The organism is Alkalibacter rhizosphaerae, assembly GCF_017352215.1.
Lineage (GTDB): Bacteria > Bacillota > Clostridia > Eubacteriales > Alkalibacteraceae > Alkalibacter > Alkalibacter rhizosphaerae.
Window position 1 is genome coordinate 2,064,058 of record NZ_CP071444.1, and the last position, 14,824, is coordinate 2,078,881.

The following is a 14,824-nucleotide window of genomic DNA, read 5'->3' on the forward strand; positions in this document are numbered from 1 at the left end:
GGTAAAAAAAGTACTAGATGAAAAATGAAGGAGGCTAATTTCATGACACAATATCATGAACCAGTAGAAATTTTGGATGAAAAAACGAGAAATATCACCAGGGCGATCAACAGTCTGAAGGAAGAACTGGAAGCCGTGGATTGGTACAATCAACGAGTCAATGCCACCAGTGATACGGAATTGAAAGAGATCATGGCCCACAACAGGGATGAAGAGATCGAGCATGCTTGCATGACTTTGGAGTGGCTTCGCCGCAACATGGACGGTTGGGATGAGGAACTGCGTACCTATCTCTTTGCGGAAGGATCCATTCTGGAAGCAGAAGAAGCGGCAGAAGGTGCAGAGTAACGTAAGAAAACTGCATATGGAAAGTAAAAGGCTTCGAGGTCAACTCGAAGCCTTTATTTCTATGCCACCCATGACGGCTCTGCAATGAAAGATCAATTTTTTTGTGGTGGGTTCCGATGGCGTATAAGAAGTGGATGCACTGGAAATGATCCCGCCGGCAGATTTGTCCAGCATTTCCACACCGCCTAAAAGTGCGAAGCCGTCACATTCCAGTTCAATGTTTTTAGGGACTTTGATTTCGATGCCACCCATGACCGCGATCAAATCGATGACAGTTGTTCCTTCAGGGATTTCCGCCAATGAAAAATCCAGTTCAATGCCGCCCATGACCGCATAAAAAGCCGTTTCATCCAAGGCCCAGGGCATTTTTGTTCGCTCGACGCCACCCATCAGGGCGATATTGGATTTGCCGTTGGAATGGCGACCTGTCAAAATGATCAAGCCGACGAGGATGAGCAGAACCGGCCAGAACAGTTTGAAAAGGCTGGACAGATCGAAGTGGATATACCCTAAATTTCGTAGTAGTAATGCAATACCCAAAATGGATACGAGGATGCCGGAAATGACCTCTCCCCTGTTTCTGTGGTTGAGAAGCAATCCCACTCCGCCGACGATGATAAAGACCGGCCAGTAGCGAAAGAGCAAAGCCAACACGGAAACTCTGGTAAAACCAAGACTGTTGGTGAGCAGCACAATGCCGATAGCAAGGACCAGCAAACCAAACAATAAATCACCGCGATTTCTTTTCATGCAATACACCTCCCGATTATGTACAATGTCATTATACAACACCTGACATGTATTGCACAGCAATGTGAAAGAAGAGCAGTGAAATTTGTTTTCAAAAAAGGTATAATGGGTAAACAAAATGTATTATAATATGGAAGGCGATAAGCCGGTATAGAAATCAAGGAGGATCGATTATGACAAAAAAAATCTTGGTAGCATGCGGAACCGCTATAGCTACTTCAACAGTTGTGGCGAAAAAAATAGAAAAATTGTGCAAGGATCAGGGGATCCCTTGCATGTTGGTACAGTGCAAAGCAACAGAAGCACTTTCAAAGTCAAAAACACTGCAGCCGGACGTGATCGTCAGCACTATTGAATTGCCGGAAATCACAGAGATCCCGGTGATCAACGGAAGACCTTTTTTGACCGGCGTGGAACTGGATGAAACAGTGGAAGCGTTATTGGCAACGATCAAGGATTAAACCAAGGTTAAAACCAAAGAAGAAAGCGGTCTCTTTCTCAAGGAAAGGACCGCTGTTTTTTTCTGGAGCTACCCACCGGATTCGAACCGGTGACCTGCTCATTACGAGTGAGCTGCTCTACCTTCTGAGCCAGGGTAGCTGGTGTTACATCAATCGGGACACTTTATCCGCAAAATCCACCGGATCTTCCATTGGCAAACCTTCGATGAGAAGAGCCTGACCGTAAAGAATGTCCGTATAGAGATGGAATTTTTCCCTGTCATTATTATAAGACATTTTTAGCGATTTGTACACGGTATGATCCGGATTGATCTCAAGAATTTTTTGTGCTGCCACATTTTGCCCTTCCGGCATGGACCGAAGTATTTTTTCCATTTCTATGGATAGCTCTCCTTCGAATATGAGGCAAACAGGATGTTTGCGCAGTCGTTTGGAGAGGCGAACATCCTGGACCTTGTCATTCAAGTGCTCCTTCATGGCTGCCAGCATATCCGCACTTTCTTCTTCCAGATCCTTGTCCAGTTCTTTTTCTTCCGATTCCAGCCCGGTGTCGTTGCCTGCAAGGGAACGGAATTCCTTTTCCTCATAGGTTCCCAACATGTTGATGGCGAACTCGTCCACTTCTTCTGTCAGGTAGAGGAAAGGGTATCCTTTTTCCACGGCAGCTTCCACTTGGGGGGATTTGTCGATCTTCTCTGCAGATTCCCCGGCGGCATAATAGATGTAAGATTGGTCTTCTGGCATGTTTTCCACGTATTCTTTGAGTGTCACCAGTTTTTTGTCCTTGGACCATTGGAAGAGCAGTAGATCCTGGATTTCTTCCTTGTTGACGCCATAGTCTGTGTAGACGCCGTATTTCAACTGGCGGCCAAAGGCGTCATAAAAAGCTTCATAACGTTCTCGATTTTCATTCAAAAGATTCAGCAACTCATTTTTTATTTTGTTTCTGATGTTCTTTGCAATAAACTTCAATTGGCGGTCATGCTGCAGCATTTCCCTGGAGATATTCAGAGAGAGATCTTCCGAGTCCACCAAGCCTTTGACAAAACTGAAATGATCCGGCAGAAGATCGGCGCTTTTTTCCATGATCAAAACACCATTGGAATACAATTCCAATCCCTTTTCATAATCCCTGGTGTAATAATCGAAGGGGCGGCTTTCAGGAATGTACAGCAAGGCTCTGTAACGGATGGAACCATCAACGTTGGTATGGATATATTTGATCGGTTCATCGAAGCCGTAATGTTTTTCTGAATAAAAATTATTGTAATCTTCGGTCGTCAATTCCGATTTGTTCTTTCGCCAAATGGGGACCATGCTGTTGACGGTTTCTTCCTCCAAACGGATGGGATACCGAATGAAATCCGAATATTTTTTGATGATTTGTCGGATCCGATCGTTTTCCAAATAGTCGTCGTAGGATTCTTCTTCGTCGTTCTCTTTAATGATCAGGGTGATCTCGGTTCCATGGGCGTCCTTATGTGTTTCTTCAATCGTGTATCCGTCGGTCCCCTCCGATTCCCACCGATAGGCGGTTTCGCTGTCGGGTGATTTAGTAAGTACGGTCACCTTGTCGGCCACCATGAATGCACTGTAGAAACCTACACCGAATTGGCCGATGATGTCGTATCCGTCTCGGATCTCATTGGTTTCCTTGAAGGACTGGGATCCGCTTTTGGCGATGGTCCCCAAATTTTCTTCCAGTTCTTCCTTGGTCATACCGATGCCGTGATCCACGATCCGCAGGGATCGATTCTCCTTGTCGATATGGATATCGATCAAATAGTCATCTTTATGAAAAGGGATCTGGTCGTCGGTCAGGGCCCGATAGTACATTTTGTCCATGGCATCGCTGGCGTTGGAGATCAATTCCCGTAAAAAAATCTCCCGATGGGTGTAAATGGAATGAATCATTAGATCCAACAGGCGCCTGGACTCTGCTTGAAATGCTTTTTTTGTCATTCTTATCTCGCTCCTTGTGATCTCATATTAGCACTCGAGTGACTAGAGTGCTAATATTTTTATACCATAATTTTTTTTTGGTGTCAATCCATTGTCGTTTTGATAAAATAAAAGTGTTGGACAACAGTGGAGGTGGCTTTGTTGGGAGAAAAGAAAAATTCATTTGATAAATCAAAATTGGATTGGTTTTTCGTGATTGCGTGGATGACGTTGATTTTTATATTTTCCGCCCAGCCTGCGACGGAATCTGCAGCCATGAGTGGACAGATCCTGCAGGCCGTACAGGCAATGATCCAGCGGATCCTGCCAGGTCGGGATTTTGATCCTGGATGGGTCCATTTTCTGATCCGCAAGGGAGCACATTTATTTGTCTACGCTGTATTGGGCGTTTTGACCATGCGCGCATTGATAAAAAGCGGACATTTCACGAAGCATGCCTGGTTCACCGCATTTTTGATCTGCATTCTCTACGCAGCCGGTGATGAGTGGCACCAGATCTACGTTCCAGGAAGGGCCGGACAAATCACCGATGTCATGGTGGACGGTTTTGGCAGTATGGGTGGCATATTTCTGGTATTGTCAAGGAACCGGTGAAACTTGTAGGATATGAAGGGCTTTTCTGATAAAATGACCGTAAAGGTCTTAACAGGCAAGAGGTGAAACGTGTTGGGGATTTTCAAGGGCATATTTGGCAAAAAAGAGGATAATAAAATATTGCCAGGCGGAAGCGGGAAAGTGATCTTCATCAACCGGAACAATTTTTTTGACGCATTGATGGAGGCTCTCCCCCAAAAAAACGCCGGCTCCGTTTTGGAATGGAAAGAAACAGACCAGGAACCATTGTTGGATGAACCCTTGGATCTGGTGGTTTTTGCTTATCCGAACACGAAAACAGGGTTGACGGAAGAAACCGCTGCTGACTTTGTCCGGGAACGAATTTTTTCACTGCTGGATTGGCTGGAATATTTTCGAAGGAATCCTCCCGCACAATTTTTGTTTATCTCCTCCTGGAAAGCGGGAGATCCGGATAGCGTCATGGGTGCCATTTACCGTAACGGAGAAGTGCTGGTGGAAGGGTATGCAAACGGCACCGGGAACAAGGCAAAAAGCCTGAGACGAATGCATGCTACTGCAGAGACCCTGGAACAAATGAAATCTTGGGATAAGAATACGGAAAAGCTGCTCATGAACTGGTTGTCGGAAAACACACCCTCCGGCACCTATAAAATGACTTTGCAGGAGCCAAAGGCAGTCCTTGCCATAGAACGACTGGCCGACAGCGAAACGGATTATGCCGTTTCCAAAAAAATAATGACCAACATGAAGGAATACTTTGCATCGGATCAAGTGGTGGAAGGGTTGCTGTATTTAAAACAACTGCATACCAGAAAGCAAGAATAACCATTCTACTGCTCAGAAAATGATGAATTTATGGTATAATTAAATCTACAGTTTTTCTTGGGGGTATTTTGATAATGAAAAATCCATTCCGTTTGTCCGTACTTTTTCTATTGGGATCCGCAATCCTTGCAGGATCTTATTTCGCAGGTCTGCAGATCAATGAATATTTGGCATTGGATGGTTTTTTTGAAGAATTGACCCAACCCTGGGTATTCCACATCATCAGCTTGAAGATCATCGTCATGGCTTTTTTCATTTTTTTTCACGGGAACCGATTTCGATATCTCTTGAATACGGTCGGTCTGATCTTGGCCAATAGTGCTGCATTTGCTTTTCTGGACTATCACCGTTCCATCAGCGACGAGTATGGGGTCTACCTTGTTATTTTCGGAGTGGAGTTGATCCTCTTTCTCTTGGTGGGTGCGGTTTATAATGCTACATTGCTACATGAGGAAAAACAAGAAGAATCAATTCCGGAAACACCTGAAGTGATGATGGAAGAAGCGCCGGTTGAAACAAAAGAAGAACCGCCAGTCGCAATGTCCGATCTGGAAGAAAAGCTTGAAAACAGAGATTTAGACGTTGACCTTGAAGCAGTCAAGTATGAAGATCGGGAGCCGACCATATTCCACATAGCCAACGACGCCGAGGACGAAAAAGAATATCAGAACGTTACGGAAATCAACGAAAAACCGAATTCCTGCCCAATCCGAGTCGATATCGACATGGGGGACTTGAAGCGATATTTTGAACAGTATAATCGATTGAACGGCAAAGAAGAAGAGATTCGGTTTGAAAGCAAAGAAAATGAGATCCAAATCAAGATGGAAGCACTGAGTAAAAAAGAAAAAGAATTGAACGATCGAATTTCTGTGGTAAAAAGCAAAGAGAAAATCATTGAAAAAACCATCGACAATTTGGAACAGATCTCCAAAACCATAAAAGATCGAACCAACATGCTGGAGGAGAAGGAAGAGTACATCAAGAAACAAATGGATTGGATCGAACAGCGGGAAGACGGATACAATGCCGTTGTTCAAAATAAGATTTACGATCTGTTTTTTGAAGACCTGGATCTTATGGATAACGAAGTTTTGCTGAAAGATGAAAAGCGGGAGATCATCATCGATCAAAGCGACTTGTCGGAGATTCGTCGCTCCATTGAAGAAACCATGGAAGCGGCAAGAAAAGGGATGGAACAATGATGTTTCCATTTCTCTTTATTGGGTTGTTGCAAGCAGAAAACAATCCGTTTACAGAAGCCATCGCGTCTTATAAGATGAACTTCAGTCAATATTTGGGCAATGCCATCGGGGCCATGATCGTCATCCTTTTGGCGTTTGTGGTGATCGGTGTTGTACATAAAATCAGTCAATGGTTGAAAAAATCCCGCAGATGATCATCATCTTGGGGTAAAAAAGACCGCAAGGTCTCATATTGGAGGAGGAAACAAATGGATCAACTACAAATTGCCAAGGACCATTTTGCGAAGCTGATCGAGGACCAACTGGTTCGCATCGAAAAAATGAAGGAAACAAAAGAATTTTTGAATTATGACGATTTGGATAAAATCGTGATCGGTGTTGTGGGTGGAGACGGCATTGGGCCCTTCATCACTGCCCAGGCTCAACGTGTTTTGGAATACCTTTTGCAAGAGGAAGTGAAATCTGGAAAGGTGGAGTTTCGAACCATCGATGGACTGACCATCGAAAACCGTGCTGCACAAAATAAGGCCATTCCGGATGATGTGCTGGAAGAGCTGAAGAAGTGCCATATTATTTTGAAAGGGCCAACGACTACGCCGAGAGCGGGAGATCCCTGGCCAAACATTGAAAGCGCCAACGTAGCCATGCGTAAAGAATTGGATCTCTTTGCCAATGTTCGTCCCGTTAAGGTACCGGAGCAGGGCATCGACTGGATCTTCTATCGGGAAAATACAGAAGGAGCCTATGCACTGGGAAGCCAGGGAATCCATGTCAATGACGATCTAGCCATCGATTTTACCGTAACGACCCAGGAAGGATCCTATCGGATCATCAAAGCGGCATTTGATTATGCCCACAAGTCCGGAAAAAACAAGGTTACTGTCGTAACAAAGGCAAATGTGGTCAAGGCGACGGACGGAAAATTTCTGGATGTGGCCAAAGAAGTGGCCAAAGAATATCCTGGCGTAGAATGGGATGACTGGTATATTGACATCATGACCGCCAAGCTTATTGATGAAAAGAGAAGAAAAGACTTCAAAGTCATGGTATTGCCAAACCTGTATGGTGATATTTTGACGGATGAAGCTGCAGAGTTTCAAGGCGGTGTGGGAACGGCAGGCAGTGCCAACATCGGCAAAAGATACGCCATGTTTGAAGCCATTCACGGTTCCGCACCTCGAATGGTGGAAGAAGGTCGGGGCAACTATGCCGATCCGAGCAGCATCATACGTGCAGGGGTCATGTTGCTGGAACACATGGGCAAAAATGAAAAGGCGGCAGCGCTGGCGAGAGCATTGGACATCTGCGGCAACGAGGAGAAGCGCCTGATCGTCACCGGACGCACCAACGGTGCCAGCAGTGATGCTTATGCCGACTACATAATGGAGACCCTGGAAAAACTATAAAAGCAAAAGAAGGGCCCTGGGGCCCTTCTTTTTTGAGCAAAGGGGAAAACGATGAAGCATTTTATGGAAGTCGCCATCCAAGAAGCGAAAAAAGCCGCATCCGAAGGAGAAGTCCCTGTTGGAGCCGTCGTGGTTTTGAACGATAAGATCGTAGGCACCGGTCGTAATCAGATGGAGCAAAAGAAAGATGGGACTGCTCATGCAGAGATCCTTGCCATACAAGAAGCTTCCGCCAATCTGGGCCGTTGGCGGCTGGATGACTGCCACTTGTACGTTACATTGGAGCCTTGTCTCATGTGCATGGGAGCGATCATCAACAGCCGGGTGAAGCGTTTGATCATTGGAGCCTCCGATCTCAAGGGCGGAGGATTGGATCTGCTGCGTTTTAAGGACCATGGCCATCAGATCCGTCATTTGGAAGTCTACGAGGGGATCCTGGAAGAAGACTGTGCCCGGATGCTCCAAGAATTTTTCAAAGAAAAAAGGAACTGAAATCTCACGATTTCCGTTCCTTTTTGTATTAGTCTACCAAACTGTGAATGAACAGGCCGCTTCTCAATTTTGGCTCGAACCAGGTGGATTTGGGCGGCATCAGAAGGCCCGCATCGGCAATATCCATCAATTCCTCGATGCTGGTGGGAAACATGGCAAAAGCCACTTTCATATCCGTCTGACAGCGACGTTCCAGTTCATCCAATCCTCGAATTCCCCCGATGAAGTCGATACGGTGGTCCCGGCGTATGTCTTTGATGCCGAGAAGTCCTTCCAGTACAAATTCTTGAAGAATGGAAACATCCAACCGGGAAACGGGGTCGTCCTTCAAGTCCACTGCATCGACTAGGGACATGGAATACCAGTTCCCATCCAGATACATTCCCATTTCTCCCTTTTTTGAAGGCCGATGGGGCACTGGACCGACTTTATGTACGTGAAAATGGTTTCTTAAGGCAGTGATGAATTCGGACGTTTTCATACCGTTCAAATCCTTCACCACCCGGTTGTAATCCAGGATCTTCAGTTGTTCATCCGGGAAAAGAACACTTAAAAAATAGTTGTAGGCCTCTTCACCTGTGTGATCGGGATTTTCACTTCTTCGCTGCAAGCCGACTTTTACTGCCGAAGCCGTGCGATGGTGTCCGTCTGCAATATAGGTATACGGCACTTGTTGAAAGGAGCGTGTTAAAAATTCCGTCACTTGCGGATCATTCAAAAGCCACACCTGATGACGAATGCCGTCTTCTGTCTCAAAATCGTTTTCCGGATCGTGATCCACGATCCATTGGTCTATTTTTTCCTGGATGGACGGAATGGCGCGATAGGTCAGAAATATAGGTCCAGTGTTGGCGTCACAGGCGTCAACATGACGGATCCGATCCATCTCCTTGTCTTCCCGAGTCAGTTCATGGCGCTTGATGATTCCCTTTTCGTAATCGTCCACCAGGCTGCAACATACCAGTCCCGTTTGTCGACGACCTTCCATGGTCAATGCATAAATGTAGTAGCCGGGTTCTTCATCTTTTTTCAAGATCTCATCCTGCAGGAAACGATCCAGATTGGCTTTGGCTTTTTCATAAACTGCGGGATCGTAAGGATCCATGTTGTCCGGTAGGTCGATCTCCGGTTTATCGATGTGCAGAAAAGAATAAGGGTTTCCTTCTGCGGCTTTCGCTGCTTCGTCCCGGTTATAAACATCATAAGGCAGTGCCGCCACCTTTGGTGCAAGAGCGGCAGATGGACGAATGGAAGCAAATGGTCTGATGGTTGCCATGGGTCCCTCCTGTCTAATTCTCGTTTTTTATGATTCGAACCTTCAAAACACCAGCAATTTTTTCCAAACGGTCGATGGAATCTAAAGTGACCTTGGAATCTACATCCAACAGGGTGTATGCAAATTCTCCCTTGGATTTGTTGAGCATGTCTCCGATATTGATGTTGTCCTTAGCCAGGCTGCTGGTGATCTGACCTACCATGTTGGGGATATTTTTATGAGTAATGCCGATCCTTGCCGGAGTGCTGCTGATCCCCATGTAGCAATCCGGATAGTTGACGCTGTTGACGATGTTTCCGTTTTCCAGGTATTCCTTGATCTCGTGGACGGCCATTCTGGCGCAATTCTCTTCCGATTCTGCAGTGGAAGCGCCCAGATGGGGAATGCCGATGACATTGTCCAGCTGAAGAAGCTCCTGGTCCGGGAAATCGGTGACGTAGCACGCCAGATCACCGGATTCCATGGCGGCCTTGATATTGTCATTGCTGACCAGGGCACCTCTGGCGAAGTTCAACAATCGTAGTCCGGGTTTGGCTTTCTTGAGTCGTTCTGCATTGATCATATTCTTCGTTTGGTCGATGAGGGGGACGTGCAATGTGATATAGTCGCATTCTCCGATGATCTCGTCCAGACTTAGGGCTCTTTTCACGTCACAGCTCAAACCCCAGGCGGATTCGACGGACACAAACGGATCATATCCGTAGACTTCCATACCCAAGGACAAGGCCGCATTGGCCACCAGTACGCCGATGGCACCCAGACCGATGACGCCGATCTTTTTACCAGTCAGTTCCTGTCCTGCAAACTTGGCTTTTTCCTTCTCAATGAGCTTGTCCACTTCCGGATTGTCCTGTTGCGATTTGGCCCAGTTGATGCCGGAGATCACTTTCCGGGAAGACAAGAGCAATCCCAAAATGACCAGTTCTTTTACGGCATTGGCATTGGCGCCGGGTGTGTTGACTACAACCACCCCTTGAGCCGCGTACTCTTCGATGGGGATGTTGTTGACACCGGCCCCTGCACGTCCGATGATCTTGACGCTTTCCGGCAGTTCCATGTCGTGCATTTTAAAGCTGCGCAGTAAAATGGCATCGGGATTTGGATCTTCGGCTGTAATGATGTAATTTCCACCAAGAAGGGAAAGCCCTTCCTGGGAAATGTTGTTCAGTGTTTTAACTTTAAACATGGATGAACCTCCAATCATTTGTTTTTTGCTTCAAATTCCTTCATGAATGCAACCAGGGTTTCCACGCCTTCCATGGTCATGGCGTTGTAAATGCTGGCGCGCATGCCACCCACGGATCGATGCCCCTTCAAGTTGACCAGGCCCTTTGCCGTGGACTCCTTCACAAAAGCCCCATCCAGTTCGTCATTTCCGGTCACGAAAGGAATGTTCATCAACGACCTGTCTTTTTCCTCCACGGTGGCTTTGAACAGGCTGCTCTCGTCCAGATAGTTGTAAAGCAATGCTGCCTTTTCCTTGTTCGTTTTTTCCATGGCTTCCACACCACCCTGGTTTTTCAACCACCGGAAGATCAGCATGGCGATATAGATGGAATAGCAAGGCGGCGTGTTGTAGAGGGAATCCGCGTCCACATGTATTTTATAGTTCAGCATGGTAGGGGTCAGATCCATGGCCTGCCCTACAAGGTCTTCCCGAATGGCGACCATGGTCAATCCAGATGGTCCCATGTTCTTTTGGGCGCCGGCGTAGATCAATCCAAATTTGTTGATGTCGTATACCTCCGACAAAATGTTGGAGGACATGTCGCCGACCAGGGGGACCCCATTGGTGTCCGGCAAAAGATCCGGTGCGAAACGGGTGCCGTAGATGGTGTTGTTCACAGTGATGTGAAAATAATCCGCATCCTTGGTAAAGCTTGCTGGATCCAATTCCGGGATATAAGAATAGGTTTTGTCTTTGGAACTGGCCAAAACGTTGACGTTGCCGTACCGTTTTGCCTCTTTGATGGCTTTGGAAGCCCAAGATCCGGTATCCACATAGTCGGCTTTCCCCGTCTTTGTCATCAGGTTCATGGGAATCATGGAAAACTGGGTGGAGGCGCCGCCTTGGAGAAATAGTACCTTGTAGCGGTCATGAATGCCAAGCAAATCTCGAAATAGGGACTCTGCCTCCTGGATGATCTCTTCGAAGACTTTTGATCTATGACTCATTTCCATGACGGACATACCACTGCCCTTGTAATTGAGCATATCTTTAGATGCTTCCATCAAGACCGATTCCGGCAACGCAGAAGGGCCGGCAGAAAAGTTGTAGACGCGTTGGTTCATGTTTTTTCCTCCTTGTTTTATATTTTAGCTGTGGGACCAGCTTGTAAAATCGATTGAATATTCTGACAAGCAAGATCGAAGGGATCTCATGGTTGTACAAGAACGATAGTTATTATAGTATTCTAAATTATTTCACTTGGTTTATCAAGCAATTTGAAGGTTCCATTGATTTTTAGCGGTTTTTGAAATAGAATAGAAACGTATATATCGGTGGAAATTAGATACACTATACATCATTGATATTAATTTATCAATGCATTTTTATGAGTTTGTGAAAACTGCACATCGATTACAAAAGGAGGAGTCAAGTTGTATCCAGTATCGGTTGATTGGGGCGGAGGTTCGATTTTCCTGGTTATTTTTGGTGGCCTGTTCATTTACATGGTGGTTCGGATCGTATGGATCCTGCGAAAAAAGGATCGGGTCAAAAAAGACGTGGTGGATGTGGTGGTCCTGGCTGTGGTTGTTCTGGTCATGGGTGGACTGGTGTTTGGGATCAATGGCTTCAATTCCATTGCATTGAAGGATGGGGAATTGGAGGTCCGCTTTCTCACAGGATTTAAAAAGGTGGAGATCACTGCAGAAGAGATCTCGGAAGCCCGGATCCTGGACTGGACGGAAGAGTCCGAGTATCGTCCGGCCCGGAGAACCATGGGGACGGCTATTGGGGCATTCAGGGAAGGTCGCTTTACCTTGGAGAATGAAGAAAAAGCGTACTTGCTGACCAATTCCAGCCGAGTCGTTTTTCTGGATACGGCGGAGGGTTGGTTTCTATTGGGGCCTGATGATCTGGATGGCTTTTATGCAGAAATCAACCAGCAAATGAACGGATCAGACTAGAGGGGGAAAAGACATGTTGAAAATCGAAAAATTGACAAAATCTTATGGTTCCGGAAAAGTGAAGGCGGTGGATCACATCGACTTTCACGTAAAACCGGGGGAGATCTTTGGGTTTCTCGGTCCCAACGGAGCCGGCAAGACCACGACCATCAAAATGATCGTGGGTCTTCTCAAACCGGATGAGGGGACCATACGGATCAATGATGTAGACAATCAGGAGGATCCTTTGGAGGCAAAGCGTCAGTTCAGTTATGTCCCGGACGATCATGAAATATTCGAAAAGCTGAAGGGGATGGAGTATCTTCATTTCATGGCGGATGTATACGGTGTTGGCACGGAGGAACGTAAAGCTGCAATGGAACGCTACTTGAAGCTCTTTGAGATGGAAAAGGCGGCTAACGACCCCATCTCCAGTTATTCCCATGGTATGAAGCAGAAGATCGTCCTCATAGGTGCCCTCCTTCACGATCCCCAGGTTTTCATACTGGATGAGCCCATGGTTGGATTGGATCCAAAGTCTTCCTATAATCTGAAAGAACTGATGAAAGAGCGATGCGCCCAGGGAAAAAGCGTTTTCTTCTCCACACACGTGCTGGAAGTGGCGGAAAAACTTTGCGACAGGATCGCCATCATCAACAAGGGCAAGATCATTGCCCAAGGGACCATGGTAGAATTGAAAGGGGACGCCAAGGAGAAGGAAAGTTTGGAGAAAATATTTCTGGAGTTGACGGAATGATGAAAGAGACCTTGTTACTGACAAAAACGTTGTTGAAAGCAAACTTTGGCGTATCCAAACTCATGTATGAGATCAAAAACGATCCAAAAAAACTGGGGATCCCCCTTTTGATGGTGGTGGTTTTTGCTTCTTTGGCACCGGTCTACATCCTCTATATCAACATGTTGGAGTCCGTGTATTTGCAGCTCTTTGTGTTGGGACAGGAAGGTACCTTGTTTGCCATGCTCTTTAGCGGGGCTTCCATTGTCGTATTGTTCTTCGGCGTGATCTATGCCATGTCCACTTTTTACTTTTCGAAAGATTTGGAAAGACTCTTGTATTTGCCGTTGCAGGAGGGAAGTATCGTAGGCGCCAAGTTTTTGAATATGGTGTTTTACGAATATCTGATCGTCCTGCCCTTGCTCATCCCTGCATTTTTCATCCCATTTCCCGATATGGGCGGGCCCTTGTACGTGGTTTACTTTATTGTGGGCATGTTTCTGGTACCGGTCATTCCCTTGGCCATCGGAACCATCCTGGTCATGACCATTATGAAATTTGTCAATGTGGATGGGAAAAAAGACATGTTTCGCACCATCAGTTTGTTTTTGTTTTTGTTTGTCATGATCGGGATCCAGGTCCTGGTCAGCCGTACGGCCACCAGCCTGCCGCCAGGAAGCGAAGCGGAATTTTTGGCAGCACTTTTGCGCGATCAAAACAGTCTGGTGAACATCGTTGGTCGATCCTATCCACCTGCCGTCTGGATCAGTAAAGCACTGTACTTGAAAGAAGCGGGATCGGGACTTTTCTACTTTGTCTTGTTTGCCGGTTCTTCCCTGATCTTCTTCCTGGCTACCATCCGCATCGGCAAAGCCTTGTATGTCCAGGGTTACTTCAACAAGGTGGAATCCGTCAAGAAAGTGACAAAAGTGGACTACGAAAAGGGTTTCGATCAAAAGAGCGTCTGGAAAGCCGTGTTCATCAATGATTTTCGCGTCGTCATGCGGACGCCGGTGTATATGTTCAACTGTGTCAGCATCGTGGTCCTGTTGCCGGTCATTTTGTTTTTGATGCCGGTGATGACGGGAGGAGCGGAGCTGGGATTTTTGCAGCAGGTCCCCCAGGAGTATCAACCATTCATTGGCTTGGGACTTATTGGCTTGTTCGTATTCATGGCAGGGGTCAACCCAACCCAATCTACCACCATATCCAGGGAAGGCAATAGTGCATGGGTGCAGCAGGTCCTGCCCATTTCCAAGCGGGATGCTTTTATCGGGCGGATGGCTTTCCCATTGGTTCTCCAGGTCTTTTCCATGGTTTTCATTTTGGTTGGGATGGTATTTTTCATGAAACCGGATCCATCCATTCTGTTGATGGCGTTTTTTGGCGGATTTTTCACGTCCCTGCCCATTTTGGCATTGGGCATTCTGGTGGACACCATTCGGCCCAAATTGGACTGGGATGATCCTCAAAAGGCGGTCAAACAAAATTTCAACGTGTTTATCAACATGTTGTTGGGAATAGGTTATGCGGTCTTGCTGGGATTTTTGGTGTACCTGGGCATGGATCGATTGAACTTGGCATGGCAGGCGGCAACCATTTTCCTTGTTTTGGTTGGAGTGGTCATGACCTGGGTATTATACGGAGTATACCTGAAAACGGACACGAGGAGGTGA

The 14,824-nt window shown here is 46.5% G+C and carries 16 protein-coding genes and 1 tRNA gene; 11 read left to right on the plus strand and 6 right to left on the minus strand.

The annotated features are described in order from the left end of the window. Positions 1-42 precede the first annotated feature (42 nt). Positions 43-348, plus strand: a complete 306-nt coding sequence (locus tag J0B03_RS10250; RefSeq protein WP_207299511.1) for an encapsulin-associated ferritin-like protein — start codon at positions 43-45, stop codon at positions 346-348. A gap of 39 nt (positions 349-387) precedes the next feature. Here the strand turns inward: J0B03_RS10250 and J0B03_RS10255 are convergent, their stop codons facing one another. Continuing rightward, positions 388-1,098, minus strand: a complete 711-nt coding sequence (locus J0B03_RS10255) for a cell wall-active antibiotics response protein (RefSeq protein ID WP_207299512.1) — start codon at positions 1,096-1,098, stop codon at positions 388-390. 173 nt (positions 1,099-1,271) lie between these two features. Here J0B03_RS10255 and J0B03_RS10260 point away from each other — a divergent pair, with 173 nt between their 5' ends. Further along, complete coding sequence (locus tag J0B03_RS10260; RefSeq protein ID WP_207299513.1) at positions 1,272-1,559, plus strand: PTS sugar transporter subunit IIB; 288 nt, start codon at positions 1,272-1,274, stop codon at positions 1,557-1,559. Between the two features lie 63 nt (positions 1,560-1,622). On the opposite strand, the gene J0B03_RS10265 is transcribed toward J0B03_RS10260, so the two are convergent. Further along, a tRNA-Thr gene (locus J0B03_RS10265) sits at positions 1,623-1,698 on the minus strand. A 5-nt stretch (positions 1,699-1,703) separates the two neighbouring features. After that, positions 1,704-3,521, minus strand: coding sequence for a molecular chaperone HtpG (gene htpG / locus J0B03_RS10270; RefSeq protein ID WP_207299514.1), 1,818 nt, complete (start codon positions 3,519-3,521; stop codon positions 1,704-1,706). A gap of 141 nt (positions 3,522-3,662) precedes the next feature. On the opposite strand from htpG, the gene J0B03_RS10275 reads away from it, so the two are divergent. From J0B03_RS10275 to J0B03_RS10300, 6 genes are all read left to right on the plus strand, one after another. Next, entirely contained in the window at positions 3,663-4,115 is a 453-nt protein-coding gene (locus J0B03_RS10275; protein WP_207299515.1) for a VanZ family protein, read from the plus strand. Positions 4,116-4,184: 69 nt separating this feature from the next. Next, positions 4,185-4,922 (plus strand): hypothetical protein, encoded by a 738-nt coding sequence (locus J0B03_RS10280; RefSeq protein WP_207299516.1) that lies wholly within the window; start codon positions 4,185-4,187, stop codon positions 4,920-4,922. A 74-nt stretch (positions 4,923-4,996) separates the two neighbouring features. Continuing rightward, the gene (locus J0B03_RS10285) at positions 4,997-6,127 is read left to right on the plus strand and encodes a hypothetical protein (RefSeq protein ID WP_207299517.1); all 1,131 of its coding nucleotides are present in this window, start codon (positions 4,997-4,999) and stop codon (positions 6,125-6,127) included. Further along, positions 6,124-6,321 carry a hypothetical protein gene (locus tag J0B03_RS10290; protein WP_207299518.1) on the plus strand — a complete coding sequence of 66 codons (198 nt, stop codon included), beginning with the start codon at positions 6,124-6,126 and terminating at the stop codon, positions 6,319-6,321. The genes J0B03_RS10285 and J0B03_RS10290 overlap by 4 nt, the downstream gene beginning before the upstream one ends. Positions 6,322-6,375: 54 nt before the next feature. Next, complete coding sequence (locus tag J0B03_RS10295) at positions 6,376-7,533, plus strand: isocitrate/isopropylmalate family dehydrogenase (protein WP_207299519.1); 1,158 nt, start codon at positions 6,376-6,378, stop codon at positions 7,531-7,533. 51 nt (positions 7,534-7,584) lie between these two features. Then, positions 7,585-8,025, plus strand: coding sequence for a nucleoside deaminase (locus J0B03_RS10300; protein WP_207299520.1), 441 nt, complete (start codon positions 7,585-7,587; stop codon positions 8,023-8,025). 28 nt (positions 8,026-8,053) lie between these two features. Here the strand turns inward: J0B03_RS10300 and J0B03_RS10305 are convergent, their stop codons facing one another. The 3 genes from J0B03_RS10305 to serC are packed head-to-tail and all read right to left on the minus strand — an operon-like array spanning position 8,054 to position 11,593. Then, positions 8,054-9,301 (minus strand): DUF1015 domain-containing protein, encoded by a 1,248-nt coding sequence (locus J0B03_RS10305; protein ID WP_207299521.1) that lies wholly within the window; start codon positions 9,299-9,301, stop codon positions 8,054-8,056. Positions 9,302-9,314: 13 nt separating this feature from the next. Next, complete coding sequence (locus J0B03_RS10310) at positions 9,315-10,487, minus strand: phosphoglycerate dehydrogenase (RefSeq protein WP_207299522.1); 1,173 nt, start codon at positions 10,485-10,487, stop codon at positions 9,315-9,317. Positions 10,488-10,501: 14 nt separating this feature from the next. Next, complete coding sequence (serC, locus tag J0B03_RS10315; protein WP_207299523.1) at positions 10,502-11,593, minus strand: 3-phosphoserine/phosphohydroxythreonine transaminase; 1,092 nt, start codon at positions 11,591-11,593, stop codon at positions 10,502-10,504. Between the two features lie 309 nt (positions 11,594-11,902). Here serC and J0B03_RS10320 point away from each other — a divergent pair, with 309 nt between their 5' ends. The 3 genes from J0B03_RS10320 to J0B03_RS10330 are packed head-to-tail and all read left to right on the plus strand — an operon-like array spanning position 11,903 to position 14,824. After that, on the plus strand, positions 11,903-12,433 hold the full coding sequence (locus tag J0B03_RS10320; protein WP_207299524.1) for a PH domain-containing protein: 531 nt from the start codon (positions 11,903-11,905) through the stop codon (positions 12,431-12,433). A 13-nt stretch (positions 12,434-12,446) separates the two neighbouring features. Further along, positions 12,447-13,169 carry an ABC transporter ATP-binding protein gene (locus tag J0B03_RS10325; RefSeq protein ID WP_207299525.1) on the plus strand — a complete coding sequence of 241 codons (723 nt, stop codon included), beginning with the start codon at positions 12,447-12,449 and terminating at the stop codon, positions 13,167-13,169. Next, positions 13,166-14,824 (plus strand): putative ABC transporter permease subunit, encoded by a 1,659-nt coding sequence (locus J0B03_RS10330; RefSeq protein ID WP_207299526.1) that lies wholly within the window; start codon positions 13,166-13,168, stop codon positions 14,822-14,824. The genes J0B03_RS10325 and J0B03_RS10330 overlap by 4 nt, the downstream gene beginning before the upstream one ends.

Coding starts and splice junctions, on each gene's coding strand:
- J0B03_RS10250 (WP_207299511.1), top strand. CDS start 43: ATGACACAATATCATGAACCAGTAGAAATTTTGGATGAAAAAACGAGA.
- J0B03_RS10255 (WP_207299512.1), bottom strand. CDS start 1,098: ATGAAAAGAAATCGCGGTGATTTATTGTTTGGTTTGCTGGTCCTTGCT.
- J0B03_RS10260 (WP_207299513.1), top strand. CDS start 1,272: ATGACAAAAAAAATCTTGGTAGCATGCGGAACCGCTATAGCTACTTCA.
- htpG (WP_207299514.1), bottom strand. CDS start 3,521: ATGACAAAAAAAGCATTTCAAGCAGAGTCCAGGCGCCTGTTGGATCTA.
- J0B03_RS10285 (WP_207299517.1), top strand. CDS start 4,997: ATGAAAAATCCATTCCGTTTGTCCGTACTTTTTCTATTGGGATCCGCA.
- J0B03_RS10290 (WP_207299518.1), top strand. CDS start 6,124: ATGATGTTTCCATTTCTCTTTATTGGGTTGTTGCAAGCAGAAAACAAT.
- J0B03_RS10295 (WP_207299519.1), top strand. CDS start 6,376: ATGGATCAACTACAAATTGCCAAGGACCATTTTGCGAAGCTGATCGAG.
- J0B03_RS10300 (WP_207299520.1), top strand. CDS start 7,585: ATGAAGCATTTTATGGAAGTCGCCATCCAAGAAGCGAAAAAAGCCGCA.
- J0B03_RS10305 (WP_207299521.1), bottom strand. CDS start 9,301: ATGGCAACCATCAGACCATTTGCTTCCATTCGTCCATCTGCCGCTCTT.
- J0B03_RS10310 (WP_207299522.1), bottom strand. CDS start 10,487: ATGTTTAAAGTTAAAACACTGAACAACATTTCCCAGGAAGGGCTTTCC.
- serC (WP_207299523.1), bottom strand. CDS start 11,593: ATGAACCAACGCGTCTACAACTTTTCTGCCGGCCCTTCTGCGTTGCCG.
- J0B03_RS10325 (WP_207299525.1), top strand. CDS start 12,447: ATGTTGAAAATCGAAAAATTGACAAAATCTTATGGTTCCGGAAAAGTG.
- J0B03_RS10330 (WP_207299526.1), top strand. CDS start 13,166: ATGATGAAAGAGACCTTGTTACTGACAAAAACGTTGTTGAAAGCAAAC.